The sequence below is a fragment of the Nonomuraea aridisoli genome (assembly GCF_003236395.1).
GTDB classification, from domain to species: Bacteria; Actinomycetota; Actinomycetes; order Streptosporangiales; family Streptosporangiaceae; genus Nonomuraea; species Nonomuraea aridisoli.
Window position 1 is genome coordinate 1 of the sequence record NZ_POUD01000213.1, and the last position, 16618, is coordinate 16618.

Genomic DNA, 16618 nt, shown 5'->3' on the forward strand with positions numbered 1-16618 from the left:
GGGTGGGGGAGTGGTGCCAGGAGGGCGTCCGGGCGGAGGTGCGGCGGGCGATGACGGCCCAGATGAGCAGCCCGAGCCCGGTCACCTTCAGGATCACGCCGACCACGTTGATCAGCACGAACGCCAGCTCGTATCCCTCACGCAGCGTCGTGACCATGGCCGGGACCATCAGCTGGATCACGACGCCGAGCACCACCTCCAGCAAGAGGGTGACGCAGCCCGCCATGCCCAGGATCGCCGCCCGGCCGTGGTCACGCCTGCGCAGCCCGGTCAGGACGGCTCCGGCGATCAGCACGACGGCCAGGAAGATCTGGGTGGTCATCGAGATGACGAGTGACGCGGGGGGCATCGAGCGACTCCAGCGGAAGCGGATACGACGGCGGACACGACGACGTTACGAGGATCGGCGGGCTTCTTCCACCGCACGGGTGATCGCGTCGAGGTCGAGCGAGCCCTGGTACCGCCGGCCGTTCAGGAAGAGGGTCGGGGTGCCGCGTACGCCGCTGTCGCGTCCGGACGTCTCGTCGAGCCCGATCCTCTCCACGTGGCGCGGCACGTTCGCCCAGGGGTCGACGGCGAGCTCGGCGGCGAAGTGCTCGAGGTCGGCGTCGGTGAGGAAGCGCTGGTTGTCGTAGAGGATGTCGTGCATCTCCCAGAAGCGGCCCTCGTCCGCGGCGGACTCGGCGACGATCGCGGCAGGGGCGGCCCGGGGGTGCAGGGTGCGCAGCGGGAAGTGCCGGAAGACCAGCCGCACGTCGGGGTTCTTCCTGAGGATCTCCTCCAGGATCGGGTGCAGGCGCCCGCAGTAGGGGCACTCGAAGTCGCCGTACTCCACGATCGTCACCCGGGCCTTCGCGGGGCCGCGCACGTGGTCGCCGGGGCCGACCGGCACGGAGAGGGTGTCGGGCAGTTCCTCGGCGGGCTCGGCGTCGGGCGGCGCGCAGACGCCGCCGCGGTCCCACGCCAGCTTGAAGATCACCCACCCGAGCACGGCCGACAGCAGTGACCCGGCCAGGATGCCGATCTTCGCCTGGTCGTGCAGGACGGGGTCCTCGAAGGCCAGGTCGACGATGAACAGCGCCACCGTGAACCCGATCCCGGACACCGCGGCCCCGCCCAGCAGCTGCCCCCACACGAGGTTGCCCGGCAGGATCCCCCACTTGAGCCGCAGCGGCAGCCACGTGCCCAGCGAGATGCCGACGAACTTGCCGAGCAGGAGCCCCAGCGCCACGCCGATGGCGACCGGCGAGGTGACCGCCGCCCGCAGGGTCTCCCCGTCGAGCCGCACCCCGGCGTTGGCCAGGGCGAAGATCGGCACGATCACGAAGCTGCTCCACGGGTGCAGGCGCAGCTGGAGCCGTTCGTTGACGGAGACGGCGCGCTGCACGCGGCGCGCGGCCTCGCGGGCGGCCCGCGCGCTCGGCGTGCTGGTGAACTCCTGGACGGCCTCCCCGGCCAGCAGCAGCTTGTGGTCGGTGGGCGCGTACACGAAGACGAGGATGCCGAGCGCGATGCCGATCAGCGTCGGGTGGATGCCGCTCTGCAGGGTGGCCACCCACAGGGCGAACCCGAGCACGATGTACGCGGGCGCCCGCCAGATCTTCAGCCACCGCAGGGTCACCACGGCGGCCAGCAGCGCGGCGGCCACGAGCAGCGCGGGGACGGACAGGTGATCGGTGTAGAAGATCGCGATGATCATGATCGCCAGCACGTCGTCCACGATGGCCAGCGTCAGCAGGAACGCCCGCAGCGGATCGGGGCAGCGTGCCCCGACCACGGCCAGCAGGCCGAGCACGAAGGCGGTGTCGGTCGCGATCGGCACGCCCCACCCGCCGGCCCCCGGGCCGCCCGCGTTGAACAGCAGGTAGACGCCGGCCGGGACGAGCATGCCGCCGAACGCCGCGACGGCCGGCACGGCGACCAGCCGGCGGTCGCGCAGCTGCCCGAGCCGGACCTCGTAGGAGACCTCCAGCCCGATGAGGAAGAAGAAGACGGTCATCAGGCCGTCGTTGACCCAGTGGCGCAGGTCGAGCGTGAAGGCGGCGTCGCCGAAGGAGATGCCCATGGGCGTGTGCCAGAAGGCCTCGTACGTGTGGCCCCATGGCGAGTTCGCCCACACCAGGGCCAGCACGGTGGCGCCGAGCAGCACGCTCGTGCTGCCGGCCTCCGTTCGCAGAAACGCCCGCAACATGACAGATCTCCCCCCCGGAGATCTGATCCTAGGCGGGCTGGAGGAGCAGGTAGTACGCCGCGTCGCGGGCCAGCAGGAAACCGACGATGGCCAGCGCCCATCCCGCGGCCGACACCGAGTGCTTGGTCAGCCAGTCACGCAGCCGCTCCAGCCGCGGCTCCAGCCGCTTGCCGGCCGCCGCCCGCACCCCCATGATCGCCAGAATCGGCAGGATCATGACCAGCACGTACGCCGCCAGCACGGGCAGCCACTGCGCCGTCGTCAGCCCGGAGGTGGTCATCAGGCCGATCGCCGCGAGGTACGGCACCATCGTCGCCACCTCCACCACCCCGGCGGTCAGCCCGAGTGTCACCATCGTCGCCGGGCCGCCCACCCGAGGCTGGAACCGGAGCTCGGGCTTGCCCCGCTTGGCCCGGCGCTTGGGGTCGAACCGGAAGCTCAGCACGAACAGCCCCACCCCGAGGGCGAGTTGCACGATGTACGCCGGACGGCTCTGCAACAGGTCGCCGAAGCTCTCCAGCGCCGCCGACAGGCCGAGCATGAGCGCCACGCCCACCAGGAAGTAGAAGACCGCCACGGTGGCCAGGTAGAGGAACAGCCGCGGCGTCCCCGACCTGTCCATGGTCAGCATGAGGACCAAGGGGATGCCGAGGGTGCCGAAGCTGGTGCTGTCGACCAGCGCCAGCGCGGCCAGGCCGAGGAGCAGTCCGATCGTCATACGGCAATCATCGTGATCGGGGTGGTGAGGTGCCTCCTCCGGCGGGCGGAACCCGGCGTACATCCTTCTTCCCATCAGGGACGTCTACGGCGCACGGCGTAGACCGGCGGCCTCCCGGAAGACGACGCTCCGAGCCCGCGGCGGTGAGAGCGTGGGGCCATGGACGCACTCCGCCGCGCGCTCGGCGCTCTCGCGCTGGTCTGCGCGCTCTCCTTCGCGGCGTTCGCGCTGCTGCACTCCGGGGTCGCGCTCGGGCCGGTGTCCGAGCCGGTGATCGTGCCCGCCGTCGTCGTCGAGACGCTCTGCGCCGTCGCCGCGCTCACCGGCGCGTACGGCGCGCTGGCCGATCGCCGATGGGCCTGGGACGGGCTGCTGTACGGGTACGCCGTCGCGCTCGGCGGGGTGACGCTGGGGATCCTCGCGGTGGCGTTCGGCCCGGGTGAGCCCGGCGCGCTGCTCCTGTGGTACCACGGCACGACGGCGGCCCTGCTCGCCGGCGGCCTGACCGGGGCGTTCTACGTTTCGAGGGTGCGCAGGTAGGCGGCGGCCTCGGGGAGTCGGTCCTCGGTGAAGACGCGGATGCCGTGGCGTTCGAGCAGCGCCGTCGTGACGCCCTGGCCCGGCGCGCGCCGCCCGGTGAACGTGCCGTCGTAGACGGACAGCGCGCCGCACGACGGGCTGCCCTCCTTCAGCACCGCCATCCGGGCGCCGTGCGAGCGCGCCGCCGCGAGCGCCGCCCGCGCCCCCGCCAGGAACTCCTCCGTCACGTCGGCCCCGTCGGCGGTCAGCACGCGGGCCTCGCCGTCGAGCACGGCCGCCCCGCCCGCGCCGCCCTCGATCTCGGCCGCGGGCCGGGGGACCGGCAGCCCGCCCGACACCTCCGGGCAGAACGACACCAGCCGCCCCTCCTCCCGCCACCGGGCGAGGCAGGCGTCGGAGCTCGTCTTGGCGCGGCCGTCAAAGCGCACCTTGCGGCCCATCAGGCAGGCGCTGACGAGGATGGTCTGCACGTCTTCGATCCTATGAGCGCGATCGGCACCAGCGAGACGGCCGTCAGCGCCACCGTCACCCAGAACGCGTACGCGAACGGCTGCGCCGCCCCCGCCCGGGTGGACGCCTGCACGAGCACGGCGGAGACGGTGACGCCGAGCGGGCCGCGATGGCCGATCCGTACATCAGGGAGCTCATCGACGGCGGCGAGCTGCCCCGGCTGGCGCCCATGATCGAACAGGGCGTGCGCGGACGACAACTTCGAGCGCGGGCTGCGCTGGGTGCTGGACGGAATCGAGGGCGACCTGCCCGGGCGATAGCCTTGGCGGCGATGAACACCATCGTCTCCACGATCGTCATCGCCGGCGCGCTCGTGCTCATGCTGGCGAGCCTGATCTCCGCCTTCCGCGACCGGCCGATGGGCATGGTGCTGCTGGTCGGCTTCGCCGTGCTCGAGCTCGCCGTGCTGGTGCAGGCCGGCTTCGTGATCGCGGCGGTGGCGGGCGGCGGCGGGCCCGCCGACAAGGTGACGCTGTTCGGCTACGTCGGCGGCCAGGTGCTGATCCCGCCCGCCGGGGTGTTCCTGGCGCTGGCCGAGCGCAGCAGGTGGGGCACGGCGATCCTGGCCGTCGCCGGGTTCGCGATCGCGGTCATGAACGGCCGGCTGCTGCAGATCTGGCAGGGCATGGCATGACCGCCCCCATCGGCTCCGGGCCGGGGCGCGCGCTGATCGCGGTCTACGGGCTGTTCTCCCTGGCCGCGGGGGCGCGGGCGGGCGTGCAGATCGCCATGAGGTTCGACGAGGCGCCACTGGCCTATTCGTTGTCGGCGTTCGCCGCGGCCGTCTACATCCTGCTCACCGTCGCGCTCTGGCGCGGCGCGCGCCGCCTCGCGCTCGCCGCGCTCGGCGTCGAGCTGGCCGGCGTGCTGATCGTCGGCACGCTCAGCCTGCTCGACCCGGCCGCCTTCCCCGACGCGACCGTCTGGTCCGGCTACGGCGAGGGCTACCTGTTCATCCCGCTCGTGCTGCCGCTGGTGGGCCTGTACTGGCTGCTGCGCAGGCGTTAACGCCCGCGGCGCCCGGGCAGGGGCTCATCGCATGAGCACGATCGAGCATTCGGAAGACGTCAGGGTCCCCGTCAGGGTGGCCTACAACCAGTGGACGCAGTTCGAGAGCTTTCCGGAGTTCATGGAAGGCGTCGAGTCCGTCAAGCAGATCAGTGACACGCGTACGGCGTGGGTGGCGGAGATCGCCGGCGTCAAACGCGAGTTCGAGGCCGAGATCACCGAGCAGCACCCGGACGAGCGGGTCTCGTGGCGCAGCCTCGACAAACCCCGTCAGTCGGGCGTGGTGACGTTCCACCGGATCGACGACGGCACCACCAGGGTGACGCTCCAGATGGAGTACGACCCCGAGGGCTTCGCCGAGACGGCCGCCGACTGGCTGCAACTCGTCCGCATGCGGGTCGTCGGGGACATGAAGCGGTTCAAGGAGTTCATCGAGTCGCGCGGCGGCGAGACCGGCGCGTGGCGGGGTGACGTCCCCGGGCCGCACCAGAGCGGCTCCACGTACGGCGGCGACCAGCCTGTACCTCCGGGCACGGTTCCCCCGGGCACTGTTCCCCCAGGCACTGTGGGCGGCGACCAGCCGCCGGGCGGCACGTTGCCGCCTCCTGGGCCGATGCCTCCGGGCGGCGAGCCGCCGCAGGGCCCGCGACCTGTCGTGTGACCCAGGTGACACCGAGACCCCCGGCCAGTGGGCGGGGGTCTCGTCCTGTGTACGGCGGGATTTGACAGCGGATCGGAATAAATCTAAGTTTCCCGCCTGTTACGGCAGTGATTCATCCCATGATTCGATGAGTAGAGGATTTCCTGAATGAGCGCGCTGGCCCCAGAGTCCCGAGGCAGAACCGGCTCCCTGGCCTGGCTCGTCGTGCTGGGGATCGTCCTGGCGGCGCTCAACCTGCGTACCGGTGTCACCAGCGTCGGGCCGGTGCTGGACCAGATCGCGGGGACGCTCGGCATGACGAGCGTCGGCACCGGACTCCTGACGACGCTCCCCGTCCTGGCCTTCGCCGGCGTCGGGGCGGTCACGCCGGGGCTGGCGCGGCGCCTGGGCGAGCACCGGCTGCTGTTGCTCGCCCTCGTCACGCTGGGCGTGGGGCTGCTGGCCAGGGTACTGGTCGACTCGGCCGCGGTGTTCCTGGTGAGCAGCGCGGTCGCCCTGTCCGGCGGCGCCGTCGGCAACGTGCTCATCCCGACGCTCATCAAGCGTCACTTCCCGGCCCGTACCGGGATCATGACCACCGTCTACACCACGGCCCTCGCGGTGGGCACGATGCTGGCCGCAGCGGCCACCGTGCCGATCGAGCAGGTGTCGGGCGACTGGCACGTCGCCCTCGGGGTGTGGGCGGCCCTGGCCGCCGTCGCCGCCATTCCGTGGCTTGCGCTCCTGCGCAGTGAGCCGGAGCGGGACACCGGCGGCCGGGACGAAGGGCTGCGCCGCCTGCTGGGCAGCCCGCTGGCCTGGACGATCGCGATCTACTTCGGCACCCAGTCGATGATCGCGTACATCATGTTCGGCTGGCTCGCCACCATGCTCGGCGACCTCGGGTACGGCAGCGCGCAGGCCGGTCTGATCGTCGGGATCTTCACCGCGCTGAACATCCCGGTCTCGATGATCGTGCCCTCGGTGGCCGGGCGCTTCCGCGACCAGCGGCCGGTCGTGGTGGGACTGGTCGTCTTCTACGTGATCGGGTTCACCGGGCTGTGGGCCGGTCCTTCCTCGCTGGCGCTGCTCTGGGTGGCGTTCGTGGCGGTCGGCATGGGGTCGTTCCCGTTGGCGCTGATGATGCTCGGGCTGCGCACGCGGACGCCGGAGACCACGGCCGCGCTGTCGGCGTTCGGCCAGAGCACCGGCTACCTCATCGCCGGCGCCGGGCCGCTGCTGGTGGGCGTGCTGCACGACTCGACCGACGGGTGGGCGCTGCCGTACACGCTGATCTTCGTGGTGATCGCCGCGCAGCTCGTCACCGGCCTGTACGCGGGCCGCGACCGTTACCTGGAGGACGAGCGGCGCGCCCGGCGCTGAGATGATTCCCCGATGGAATCCACGCTCGTCACCTTCCCCGGCGGCCGCACCAGCGGCCGCTCCCCGATCGTCGGGGCCGTGCCGGTGGGGGAGCGGCACGGCCTCGTCGTCGCCGAGACGCCGTTCCACCCCCTCGACCACACCTGGCCCGACCAGCCCGCCGACCGCGGCACGATCGGCGGTCTGCCGGTCGTCGACTGCGTGACCGGAGCCCGCTCGGCCGACGGAGAGATCCTCATTGGCGAGGCCATCCCGGTACGGCGGGGCGCCGAGGGATGGCAGTGGCTCGTCGTCCACGTGACGCGGACGCCGCTGCCCGTGGGCGCCGAGGTCGACCTGGAGGTCGACGCGGACTTCCGGGCGGCCCTGTCAGCCGGCCACACCGCCTGCCACCTCGCCGCGCTCGCGCTCAACGCGGCCCTGGCCGGCCGCTGGCGCAAGGAGACGCGGACCGACGCGCTCGGACATCCCGACTTCGACCAGGCCGCGATCACCTCCTCGCGGATCAGCCCGTACGGCAGCGTCGACGTCTACCGGCTGGGCAAATCGCTGCGCAAGAAGGGCTTCGCGGCCGACGACCTGGAGCCGGCGAAGGTCGCCCAGGAGGTGAACGACCTGCTGGACAGGTGGGTGGCCGCGGACGCGCCGGTCCACGTCGAGATCCCGGGACCGGAGCTGACGGCCCGCCGCACATGGCACTGCTCACTGCCGGACGGCGAGGCGTCCATCCCGTGCGGCGGCACCCACGCCGGGCGCACGTCCGAGCTCGGCCGGGTCGAGGTCGCCCTGACCCTGGACGACGCCGCCCTCACCATGCGCACCACCTGCGCACGCGGCTGACCCGCGTCACGCAAGGGAGAGGCGGGCCAGTTTGTCGGGGTTGGCGATCAGGTAGATCGTGGTGATCCTGCCGTCCGACACCAGCAGCGACAGCACCGTGATCACCTGGTCGCCGGCCCAGATCACCACCGCCGGCCCGCCGTTGACCTCCGCCACCTCGAACGCCACGTCCGGGACCTCCGCCAGGCCGATGGAGGCCATGAACCGCGCCATCTCCCTCGGCCCGGTGATCGACGTCAGGAAGCGGCCGGCGTTGGCGGCGCCCGTGATGACGCGCAACGGCGCGCGTGCCTTGCCGCCGCCGTCGCTCACGATCGCCACGTCGTCGGCCAGCAACCGGATCAGCCCGTCCAGGTCCCCGGCCCCGGCCGCGTCGATGAACCGCTCGGTGATCCGTCGGCGTTCGCCCCGGTCGACCTCGAAGCGCGGCCGCTTGTCGCGTACGTGCTCGCGCGCCCGCCGGGCGAGCTGCCGGGCGGCCGCCTCCGACCGGCCGATGACCTCCCCGATTTCCGCGAACGGCAGGTCGAACGCCTCCCGCAACACGAACACGGCCCGCTCCAGCGGTGACAGCGTCTCCAGCACCACCAGCAGCGCCAGCTCCACGGAGTCGGCCAGCTCGGCGTGCTCGGCCACGTCGGGCTCCGTGCCGATCGGCTCGGGCAGCCACGGCCCGACGTACGACTCCCGCCGCGACTTCGCCCACCGCAGCCGGTCGATCGCCAGCCGCGTGGTCACCCTGATCAGGTACGCCTTGGGGTCGTGGACGTCCGACTCGTCCACCCCCGACCAGCGCAGCCACGCCTCCTGGACGACGTCCTCGGCGTCCGAGACGCTGCCCAGGATCCGGTACGCGACACCCACCAGCAGGCCGCGGTGCTCCTCGAAGGTCGACATGAACCTTAAGACGTATCACGAACGCTCCGGCGTGACACGGGCGCTCCGGAACCCCTGTACACTTGTTGATCGCAAGGGGCTATGGCGCAGTTGGTAGCGCGCCTCCATGGCATGGAGGAGGTCTGGGGTTCGAATCCCCATAGCTCCACTCCTTGTCCCATCGGCACCTCACCTCTCCTGGTGAGGTGCTTCTTCGTTCTCCGGCCGGTCGTAGCGCGACAGCTCGGCCTCGTCGTGCGGGTCGAGGGCGAGGATCAGCCGTCCGGGGCGCCGGGTCATCGCGGGCGGGCGGAGAGGGCGGCGTGCTCCTCCCGGATCAGGTCCCAGGCGGACTTCACGTGGTGGTGCTCCGTGGCGACGCCGCCGACGGCCATGCGCAGCACCACGCGGCCGGCGATCTTCGTGTGCGTCAGGTAGAGGGAGCCACCGGCGTTGAGCCGGTCCATCAGCCGCGTCGTGGCACGGTCCGCCTCGTCCGGGGACGTCCCCGGCCACAGCGGGCGGAAGCACACCAGGCCGAGAGGATGCGGCTCGTGCACCTCGAAGCCGGGATCGGCGGAGATCCACGAGGCCAGCTTCTGCGCCAGCGCGACGCCCGCGCGGATGTGCGCACGCAGGCCCTCGGCGCCGTACCAGCGGATGACCGACCACAGCTTCAGCGCGCGGAAGCGGCGGCCCAGCGGCACCTGCCAGTCGCGGTAGTCCACCACCGAGCCGGACGAGGTGGCCGCGTTCCTGAGGTAGTCGGGCAGGATCGACAGCGCGCCCAGCAGCGGGGCGCGGTCGGCCGTCCAGAGGGCGGTGCAGTCGAAGTTGGTCAGCAGCCATTTGTGCGGGTTGGTGGAGTAGGAGTCGGCGTACGCGGCCACGCCGTCGTTGATCCACCGGAACTCGGGGCAGACCGCCGCGACCCCGGCGTACGCGGCGTCCACGTGCAGCCAGACCCCGCGCTCCCGGCACACCTCACCGATGGCGGGCACTGGGTCGATGGCCGTGGTCGAGGTCGTGCCGACGGTCGCGCACACCATCGCCGGCACGGCGCCCGCCGCCGCGTCGCGCTCCAGCAGCGTCCGCAGGTGCGCGGGGTCCATGGCCAGCGTGCGCGGGTCGACGTCCACGACGCGTACGCCCGCCGCCCCCAGGCCCGCGATGCGCGCGGCCTTCTCCAGCGACGAGTGCGTCTGGGACGACACGTAGAGGGTGTAGCGGCGGTCGATCCCCTCCGACGCGACCCGGCCGCCGCTCGCCCGGTGCAGCGCCGCGAGCAGCGCCACCAGGCAGGCGCTCGACGCGGAGTCCTGGATGACGCCGCCGCCGCGCCCGTCGGTGCGGAAATGATCGGGCAGGCCCAGCAGGTCGGCCAGCCAGTCCACCACCACGGTCTCCAGCTCCGTGCACGCCGGGCTCGTGATCCAGAGCATCCCCTGCACGCCGAGCCCGCTCGACAGCAGGTCGCCCAGGATGGACGGGCCGCTGGCGTTGGACGGGAAATAGGCGAAGAAACCCGGATGCTGCCAGTGCGTCACACCGGGCAGCAGGACGCGCTCCACGTCCGCCAGGACGGCCTCGAACGGCTCGCCGTGCTCGGGCGGCCGCTCCGGCAGGGCGCACCGGATCTCACCCGGCTCCACCTGGGACATCACGGGACGGGACTCGATGCCGGCGAGGTAGTCGGCGATCCAGTCGACGACCTGCTTGCCGTGGCGGCGGAACTCCTCGGGGCTCATGTGACGGCTCATCCGTCCACTTTCCCCGCATCCCGAAAGGGTGAAAAGGGACGGGCCGGAGGCTTTCACCTCCGGCCCGTCTATCTCAAGCGGTCGAACGACCGCCGAAGGTCAGTAGTGGCGCGGGTAGCCGCGGCTCTTGCCGAACGTCTTGCCGATGTGGAAGCCGCCGGGCAGGCGCACGCTCACATGACGGCGGCCGTCGGGATAGGTCGAGACGTGGAAGCGCCGGTTGCCGAAGCTGTGGCCGACCCCGTGCCGAGACAGATTGATCCGGAACGGCCCGACCTTGATTGACTTGCGGTAGTGCCAGCCCATGTCACCCCTCCGCCGTGTGCTTCCACCCGGACAACGAGCGTGCGGCCTGCCGGGTTCCCGCGAGGGTCTCGGCGAGGGCGGCGAGCGCGTGCGGGTAGGCGCGTTCGGAAGGAGCGGCGTACCCGATCAGCAGGCCGTCGTGGCCCGCCTCGTGGCCCGCCTCGTGCCAGAGCGGGGAGGCGGGGCGCACGGCGATGCCGCGGCGCTCGCAGGCGGCCAGCACCTCCGCCTCCGGCGGGCCGTCCCCGGGCAGCAGGAGCAGGGCGCGCAGGCCCGCCGCCACGCCGGGCAGCCGCGCGCCGGGCAGCGCCTCGCGCAGGCGGGCGCGCAGCAGCTCGCGGCGGCGGCGGTAGCGCAGGCGGGCGGCGCGGATGTGCCGGTCGTAGTCGTGCGTCTCGATCAGCCGGGAGAGCACGAGCTGGCCGAGCACCTCGGTGTGCGCGTCGGCGTACAGCTTGGCCTCGGTGACCGGGCCGATCAGCGCGGGCGGCACCGCCATCCAGCCCAGGCGCAGGGCCGGCGCGAGGGACTCCGACGTGGTGCCGCAGTAGACCACCCGCTCGGGCGCCGTGGCCTGGAGCGCGCCGACGGGCTGCCGGCCGTAGCGGAACTCGCCGTCGTAGTCGTCCTCGACCACCAGGCCGCCCCACGCGCGCAGCGCGCGGCGGCGGCGCGGATGCAGGGGAACGCCCATCGGGTACTGGTGCGCGGGCGTCACGACCGCCGCCGCGACCTCGGGGGTCAGCAGGTCGGTACGGGCGCCGAGCTCGTCCACCGGCAGCGGGACGATCTCGCGCCCGGCGCGGCGGACCACCTCGCGGTAGAAGTCGTGGCCCGGGTCCTCCATGGCGACCGGGCCGCCGGCGACCGTGGCGAGGAGGTTGAGCGCCTGGACGAACCCCGTCGTGACCACGATCAGCTCGGGATCGGCGAGCACCCCGCGGGTCCTGGCCAGGTAGCCGGCCAGGGCGGTGCGCAGCTCGATCCGGCCACGCGGGTCGCACGGGCCCAGCACGCCGGCGGGCGCGGTCGCCAGCACGTGCCGCGTCGCCCGCAACCACGCGCGGGCCGGAAAGGCGGACACGTCGGGCTGGCCGGGCCGCAGATCATGAACCGGCTCCCCGTCCGCGCCCGGAGGCGTCGTCGCCGGCTCGGCCGGGGTGGTGGCCGGGAGGGCCACTTCGGTGGCGGCGCCGGGGCGGGTGATCAGGTAGCCCTCCGCGACCAGCTGGTCGTACGCCGCCGTCACCGTGCCGCGGGACAGCCGCAGCTCGGCGGCGAGGGAACGGGTCGAGGGCAGCCGGGCGCCCGGCAGGAGGCGGCCGTGCCGGATCGCGCGGCGCAGCGCGTTCTCCAGCGCCCGCCGTCGCCCGCCCTCCGGGGAGAGCTCCAGATGGAGGTCCACTCCCGAACTGGCCCAATCTTCCGGCACAGGACCGGATCTTACGGCTGGTCCGGTGCCGGCCCTAGCGTGGGTGGCGCTTGAGAGAGCAGGAAGGACACCTCACATGATCGTGATCGCTCACCTGAGCGACCTCCACCTCGGCGCCACCCCCGAGAGCGTCGGACGCGCCGAGGCCGTGATGCGCATGCTCGACGCGCTGCCCCACGACCTCGACGCCGTCCTCGTCACCGGCGACATCGCCGACCACGGGCTGGCGGAGGAGTACGAGACCGCGGCCAAGCTGCTGGCCTCGCGGCACCCCGTACTCGTCGGGCCGGGCAACCATGACGTGCGGGCCGAGTTCCGTCGTGTGCTGCTGGGGGAGGAGGCGGGGGACGGGCCCGTCAACCAGGTGCTGCGTACGGAGCGGGCGGTCTACGCGATGTGCGACTCCTCCATTCCGGGTGAGGACGCGGGGCATCTCGACGACGAGACGCTCGGGTGGCTGGAGGAGGTGCTGGACGGCACCGACCTGCCGGTGTTCGTGGCCTTCCATCACCCGCCGGTGCGGCTGCACAGCCCGGACGTGGACGGGATCCGGCTGCTGCGGCCGGAGCGGCTGGAGTCGGTGCTGGCCGGGCGTTCCCAGGTGGCGGGCGTGCTCGTCGGGCATGCCCACACGGCCGCTGCCGGCACGTTCGCCGGGCGGCCGTTGCTCGTGGGCGGGGGTGTGGTCTCCACGCTCAAACTGCCCTGGGAGGGCGGCGTGGGGTTCGACGTCTGTCTGGACTACGACCTTCCGCCGTTGATCGCGTTCCATGTGCTGGACGAGGACGGGGGCCTCACCACCCACTACCGCGTCGTCCCGTAGGTCGTTGCGGTCAGCGTTCGGTGAGGGGGATGACGGTCACGGAGTGGGCCGGGAAGTCGTAGGTGAAGGTCGAGGAGAAACCGGTCTGGTGGTGCCGGACCGGGGAGACACGGTCGGGGTCGGACAGGGAGTTGGTGTCGGAGGGGGAGCCGGTCAGGCTCGTGACCATGGCGGCGGGGCGGACGCGGGCGCGGCCGAGGTCCACGTTCGCGCGGACGGCGGTGTCCTGGGCGTTGACGACCTTGAGGGTGACGGACTTCCCGTCCCGGGAGACCACCTGGTAGAGGGGCTCGACCCGGGAATCGTCCACGACGGAATCGACCTGCTCGCCGTCCAGCCAGGTCGTGATGCGACGGCCGTCGACCTGGATCTTCAGACGGTAGTCCCGGCCCGTCTGCACGGTGCGGGACGAGGTGGCGATGGAGGACTTGCCGCCGTTGACGGCCTTCTCGACGGCCGACTGGGTGTTGTTCCAGCCGCCGACGTTCCACCAGTAGAAGGTGCCGGTGTCACGCACCCCGAACATCACCAGGAAGCCCTCCGCGCCGCCGGTCTTGCGGGCGGTCACCTCGATCGTGTAGTTCGACCAGCCGGGTGAGCCGGCGGTGGAGCGGGCGTCCGCGATCTGGGCGGTCTGCACGTACGCGCCGTCCTGGACGGCCCAGGAGCCGAGGCCGGGCGTCCAGTCGCCGGCGCCCGAGGAGAAGTCGTCGGCCAGCAGCACGGTGCCGTCCGCGGCGGTGACCTTCACGTCGTCGTAGCGCACGGCGGTGTTCCAGGAGCCGAGGCCGACGGCGCCGGTGATGTCCTCGACGGGCCCGGCCTCGCCCTCGAACGTGCTCGGCACCACCCGTTCGCCCACGTTCGTGGAGAACAGGCGCTGGACGTGGTAGCTCGGCGAGCCGTACGCCTCGTCGTTGTCGAACCAGATGAGATCGGGCGTCCAGTCCACGTAGTCGACGTTGGCCATCAGCGGCGCGTACGAGGCCAGCTCCACGACGTCGGAGTTGCGCTCGAGGCCCGTCATGTACGACGCCTCCGCCAGGGCGTTGAAGAACGTGTTGCCCTGCGAGGCGTACTCGCCCACGAACACCTTGGGGCCCTCGCGGTCGTAGGAGTCGTAGCGGCGGTTGTTGGTCAGGAACCAGTTGGGGTTGTTGTAGTAGTGCTCGTCGACGAGGTCGGCCTTCTGGTCACGGGCGAACTGCCACATCCGGTCGAACCAGGCACCCTGCGACGTCTGCCCCGAGTTGCTGATGATCTTGATGTCCGGGTGCTCGGCCCTGATGGCGTCCGCGAAGTCGACCGCGTTGAACTCGAACGAGCGGTTCCGCACCAGCTCGGCGTAGAGGCCGCCGTCGGCGGCGTGGTTGATGTCCTCGTAGAAGACGCCGTACAGGTGGGGGCCGACCTTGGTGCCCGCCGCCCGGGTGTCCACGGTGAGCCTGCCCGAGGTGTAGCCCTCGACGCGGAACTTGTCCGCCTCCGCGCCCATGACGAGCCGGCCGTCGCTGATCGAGACGTTCCGGCCGCCCGAGGAGAGCGTGACCGTGCCGCCGCCGGCGTCCACGAGCTCGAAGACCGACGCCGCGGAGCTCAGCCGTACCCGGTCGGACCCGTCGGACGCGTGCAGGTAGCGGCCGGTCGCGGCGTCCTTGAGCCGTACGCCGTCGCCCGCGGGCTCCGCCGTGAACGCCAGGGCGGCCATCGGCGCCTTCGCCGAGGCCCCCACCGCCCCCGAGCGCTCGGCCGACAGGTACGGCAGGGCCCTGGCGCGCAGCGTGAACGTCCCCTCGGGCACGACCCGTTCGCCCTCGGGCGCCTTGATCGCGAAGTAGTCGAACGTCGCCCGCATGGAGGTGCCGTTCTGCGCCGACAGCCCGAAGAGCCCGACCTGTCCGACCGTCAGCCGGGCGGTCGTCCGGGCCGCCTCCGACCACGCCGCGCCGTCCCAGTAGGAGGAGACGAACACGTCGCCGGTCCGCGCCAGCTTGACGATCTCGGCCGTGGAGCCGGGCCGGGGGGCGAACGTCGAGGTGAAGGCCGCGCCGACCTCGGTGGCCGTCTCGATCACCGGCCCGCCGGCGGACCCGACGTGCGCCGGCCCGGTGCGCACGTAGTTGTCCCAGTCCTGCCAGGCCAGCAGGCCCGCGCTCTGGTAGTCCAGCGCGACCGGCGCGCTGAGCTTGACGACGGCCTCGAAGTCGCCGTCGGGGACGTCCACGAGGAAGAGGTTCCTGGCGTTGTTGGGCCCTGGTGGGTGTCGCCTGTCAGCGTGTCGAGGTGGAGCGCGCCGCCCGACAGGCTCCAGCGGGAGTCGTCGGGGGACAGGACGGACCAGTGAAGTGCCCGTCAAGACGGTTCTGTGTGGCTTCGCCGTAACGGGAAGGATCCCTTGACGAGACCCGTTGTTAACGTTCACAGTCAGGCCAGGCGCCGAAAGAAGCACACGTTCATCCCGTACGCGTAGGACGCGACGCAGGCGGTGGCCCGCCTCGGCGGTTGTTAGCGTTCACAGGAGAAGGGACCCCCCACGTGTTCAAGAGGATCTCGGCGATGGTGCTCGCCGGGCTCACCGCGATGTCCCTGGCGGCATGCGGTGACGCCGGCAGCGGTGGCAGCGGCGGCAGCGGCGGCAGCGGCGGTTCCGGCGGCGGAGACGCGATCACCATGGGCTTCGCGCAGGTCGGCGCGGAGAGCGGGTGGCGTACCGCGAACACCAAGTCCGTGCAGGACGCGGCCAAGAGCGCGGGCGTCACGCTCAAGTTCTCCGACGCCCAGCAGAAGCAGGAGAACCAGATCAAGGCCATCCGCTCCTACATCCAGCAGCGGGTGGACGTCATCGCCTTCTCGCCGGTGGTCGAGTCGGGCTGGGACACCGTGCTCAAGGAGGCCAAGGACGCGAACATCCCCGTGATCCTCACCGACCGGGCGGTGGACTCCGCCGACACGAGCCTGTACAAGACGTTCCTCGGCTCGGACTTCGTGGAGGAGGGCAGGAAGGCCGGGCAGTGGCTGGTGGAGGAGTACCAGGACGGCAGTGAGACGGTCAACATCGTCGAGCTGCAGGGGACGACCGGCTCGGCGCCGGCGAACGACCGCAAGGCCGGGTTCCAGGAGATCATCCAGGCCGACCCCAAGTTCAAGATCATCGCCTCACAGACCGGCGACTTCACCCGGGCCAAGGGCAAGGAGGTCATGGAGGCGTTCCTGAAGGCGCATCCGGACATCGACGTGCTCTACGCCCACAACGACGACATGGGGCTCGGGGCGATCGAGGCCATCGAGGGGGCCGGGAAGGTGCCCGGTCAGGACATCAAGATCATCACTGTGGACGCCGTCCGCGACGGGATGCAGGCGCTCGCCGACGGGAAGATCAACTTCATCGTGGAGTGTTCGCCGCTGCTCGGGCCGCAGCTCATGGACCTGGCCAAGAAGGTCGTGGCGGGGCAGCAGGTGCCGGCTCGGGTGGTGACCGAGGAGACCACGTTCACGCAGGAGCAGGCCAAGCAGGTCCTGTCCACCCGCCAGTACTGACTCCGCACCGGCCCGTACTCCGGCTGGGGTCCTATCGGGGGGTTGGGGCTGAGG

General features: G+C 71.7%; 18 protein-coding genes and 1 tRNA gene. 9 read left to right on the forward strand and 10 right to left on the reverse strand.

The window, feature by feature from the left end:
• The 3 genes from C1J01_RS35140 to C1J01_RS35150 all read right to left on the reverse strand — a co-directional run.
• Positions 1-349 (reverse strand): hypothetical protein (locus tag C1J01_RS35140; protein ID WP_146615835.1); only part of this gene is annotated, 349 nt, incomplete at its 3' end.
• A 45-nt stretch (positions 350-394) separates the two neighbouring features.
• Positions 395-2191 carry a Na+/H+ antiporter NhaA gene (nhaA, locus tag C1J01_RS35145; protein ID WP_111183282.1) on the reverse strand — a complete coding sequence of 599 codons (1797 nt, stop codon included), beginning with the start codon at positions 2189-2191 and terminating at the stop codon, positions 395-397.
• Between the two features lie 28 nt (positions 2192-2219).
• Positions 2220-2909 carry a GAP family protein gene (locus C1J01_RS35150; protein ID WP_181449131.1) on the reverse strand — a complete coding sequence of 230 codons (690 nt, stop codon included), beginning with the start codon at positions 2907-2909 and terminating at the stop codon, positions 2220-2222.
• Positions 2910-3068: 159 nt separating this feature from the next.
• Here C1J01_RS35150 and C1J01_RS35155 point away from each other — a divergent pair, with 159 nt between their 5' ends.
• Positions 3069-3449 (forward strand): hypothetical protein, encoded by a 381-nt coding sequence (locus C1J01_RS35155; protein ID WP_111183284.1) that lies wholly within the window; start codon positions 3069-3071, stop codon positions 3447-3449.
• Here the strand turns inward: C1J01_RS35155 and C1J01_RS35160 are convergent.
• Positions 3425-3919, reverse strand: a complete 495-nt coding sequence (locus C1J01_RS35160; protein WP_111183285.1) for a 2-thiouracil desulfurase family protein — start codon at positions 3917-3919, stop codon at positions 3425-3427. The two genes, C1J01_RS35155 and C1J01_RS35160, sit on opposite strands and share 25 nt — an antisense overlap.
• The gene (locus C1J01_RS35165) at positions 3889-4158 is read right to left on the reverse strand and encodes a hypothetical protein (RefSeq protein WP_111183286.1); all 270 of its coding nucleotides are present in this window, start codon (positions 4156-4158) and stop codon (positions 3889-3891) included. The genes C1J01_RS35160 and C1J01_RS35165 overlap by 31 nt, the downstream gene beginning before the upstream one ends.
• A 72-nt stretch (positions 4159-4230) precedes the next feature.
• Between C1J01_RS35165 and C1J01_RS35170 the strand changes: the two genes are divergently transcribed.
• From C1J01_RS35170 to C1J01_RS35190, 5 genes are all read left to right on the forward strand, one after another.
• The gene (locus tag C1J01_RS35170; RefSeq protein ID WP_111183287.1) at positions 4231-4593 is read left to right on the forward strand and encodes a hypothetical protein; all 363 of its coding nucleotides are present in this window, start codon (positions 4231-4233) and stop codon (positions 4591-4593) included.
• Positions 4590-4967: a hypothetical protein gene (locus tag C1J01_RS35175; protein ID WP_111183288.1), complete on the forward strand. Its 378-nt coding sequence runs from the start codon at positions 4590-4592 to the stop codon at positions 4965-4967. Before C1J01_RS35170 ends, C1J01_RS35175 begins: the two co-directional genes overlap by 4 nt.
• Positions 4968-4998: 31 nt before the next feature.
• Positions 4999-5628, forward strand: coding sequence for an SRPBCC family protein (locus tag C1J01_RS35180; protein ID WP_111183289.1), 630 nt, complete (start codon positions 4999-5001; stop codon positions 5626-5628).
• A gap of 147 nt (positions 5629-5775) precedes the next feature.
• Positions 5776-6990: a CynX/NimT family MFS transporter gene (locus C1J01_RS35185; RefSeq protein WP_181449132.1), complete on the forward strand. Its 1215-nt coding sequence runs from the start codon at positions 5776-5778 to the stop codon at positions 6988-6990.
• A 12-nt stretch (positions 6991-7002) separates the two neighbouring features.
• On the forward strand, positions 7003-7830 hold the full coding sequence (locus C1J01_RS35190) for an alanyl-tRNA editing protein (RefSeq protein WP_111183290.1): 828 nt from the start codon (positions 7003-7005) through the stop codon (positions 7828-7830).
• A gap of 6 nt (positions 7831-7836) precedes the next feature.
• Here C1J01_RS35190 and C1J01_RS35195 read toward each other — a convergent pair whose 3' ends face one another.
• Positions 7837-8727, reverse strand: a complete 891-nt coding sequence (locus tag C1J01_RS35195) for an RNA polymerase sigma-70 factor (RefSeq protein ID WP_111183291.1) — start codon at positions 8725-8727, stop codon at positions 7837-7839.
• Positions 8728-8802: 75 nt separating this feature from the next.
• On the opposite strand from C1J01_RS35195, the gene C1J01_RS35200 reads away from it, so the two are divergent.
• Positions 8803-8875, forward strand: a tRNA-Ala gene (locus tag C1J01_RS35200).
• Positions 8876-9002: 127 nt separating this feature from the next.
• Here C1J01_RS35200 and C1J01_RS35205 read toward each other — a convergent pair.
• From C1J01_RS35205 to pdxR, 3 genes are all read right to left on the reverse strand, one after another.
• A complete protein-coding gene (locus C1J01_RS35205) occupies positions 9003-10466 on the reverse strand; it encodes a pyridoxal-dependent decarboxylase (protein ID WP_235854873.1) in 1464 nt (487 codons plus the stop codon).
• A 99-nt stretch (positions 10467-10565) separates the two neighbouring features.
• Complete coding sequence (locus C1J01_RS35210; protein WP_111183293.1) at positions 10566-10772, reverse strand: DUF4236 domain-containing protein; 207 nt, start codon at positions 10770-10772, stop codon at positions 10566-10568.
• A gap of 1 nt (position 10773) precedes the next feature.
• Positions 10774-12204 carry a MocR-like pyridoxine biosynthesis transcription factor PdxR gene (gene pdxR / locus C1J01_RS35215; protein WP_111183294.1) on the reverse strand — a complete coding sequence of 477 codons (1431 nt, stop codon included), beginning with the start codon at positions 12202-12204 and terminating at the stop codon, positions 10774-10776.
• Between the two features lie 76 nt (positions 12205-12280).
• Here pdxR and C1J01_RS35220 point away from each other — a divergent pair, with 76 nt between their 5' ends.
• The gene (locus C1J01_RS35220) at positions 12281-13027 is read left to right on the forward strand and encodes a metallophosphoesterase (protein ID WP_111183295.1); all 747 of its coding nucleotides are present in this window, start codon (positions 12281-12283) and stop codon (positions 13025-13027) included.
• Positions 13028-13037: 10 nt separating this feature from the next.
• On the opposite strand, the gene C1J01_RS35225 is transcribed toward C1J01_RS35220, so the two are convergent.
• Positions 13038-15251 (reverse strand): alpha-L-arabinofuranosidase C-terminal domain-containing protein, encoded by a 2214-nt coding sequence (locus tag C1J01_RS35225; RefSeq protein WP_111183296.1) that lies wholly within the window; start codon positions 15249-15251, stop codon positions 13038-13040.
• Between the two features lie 311 nt (positions 15252-15562).
• Between C1J01_RS35225 and C1J01_RS35230 the strand changes: the two genes are divergently transcribed.
• Positions 15563-16564, forward strand: a complete 1002-nt coding sequence (locus tag C1J01_RS35230) for an ABC transporter substrate-binding protein (protein ID WP_220040256.1) — start codon at positions 15563-15565, stop codon at positions 16562-16564.
• Positions 16565-16618: the final 54 nt, after the last annotated feature.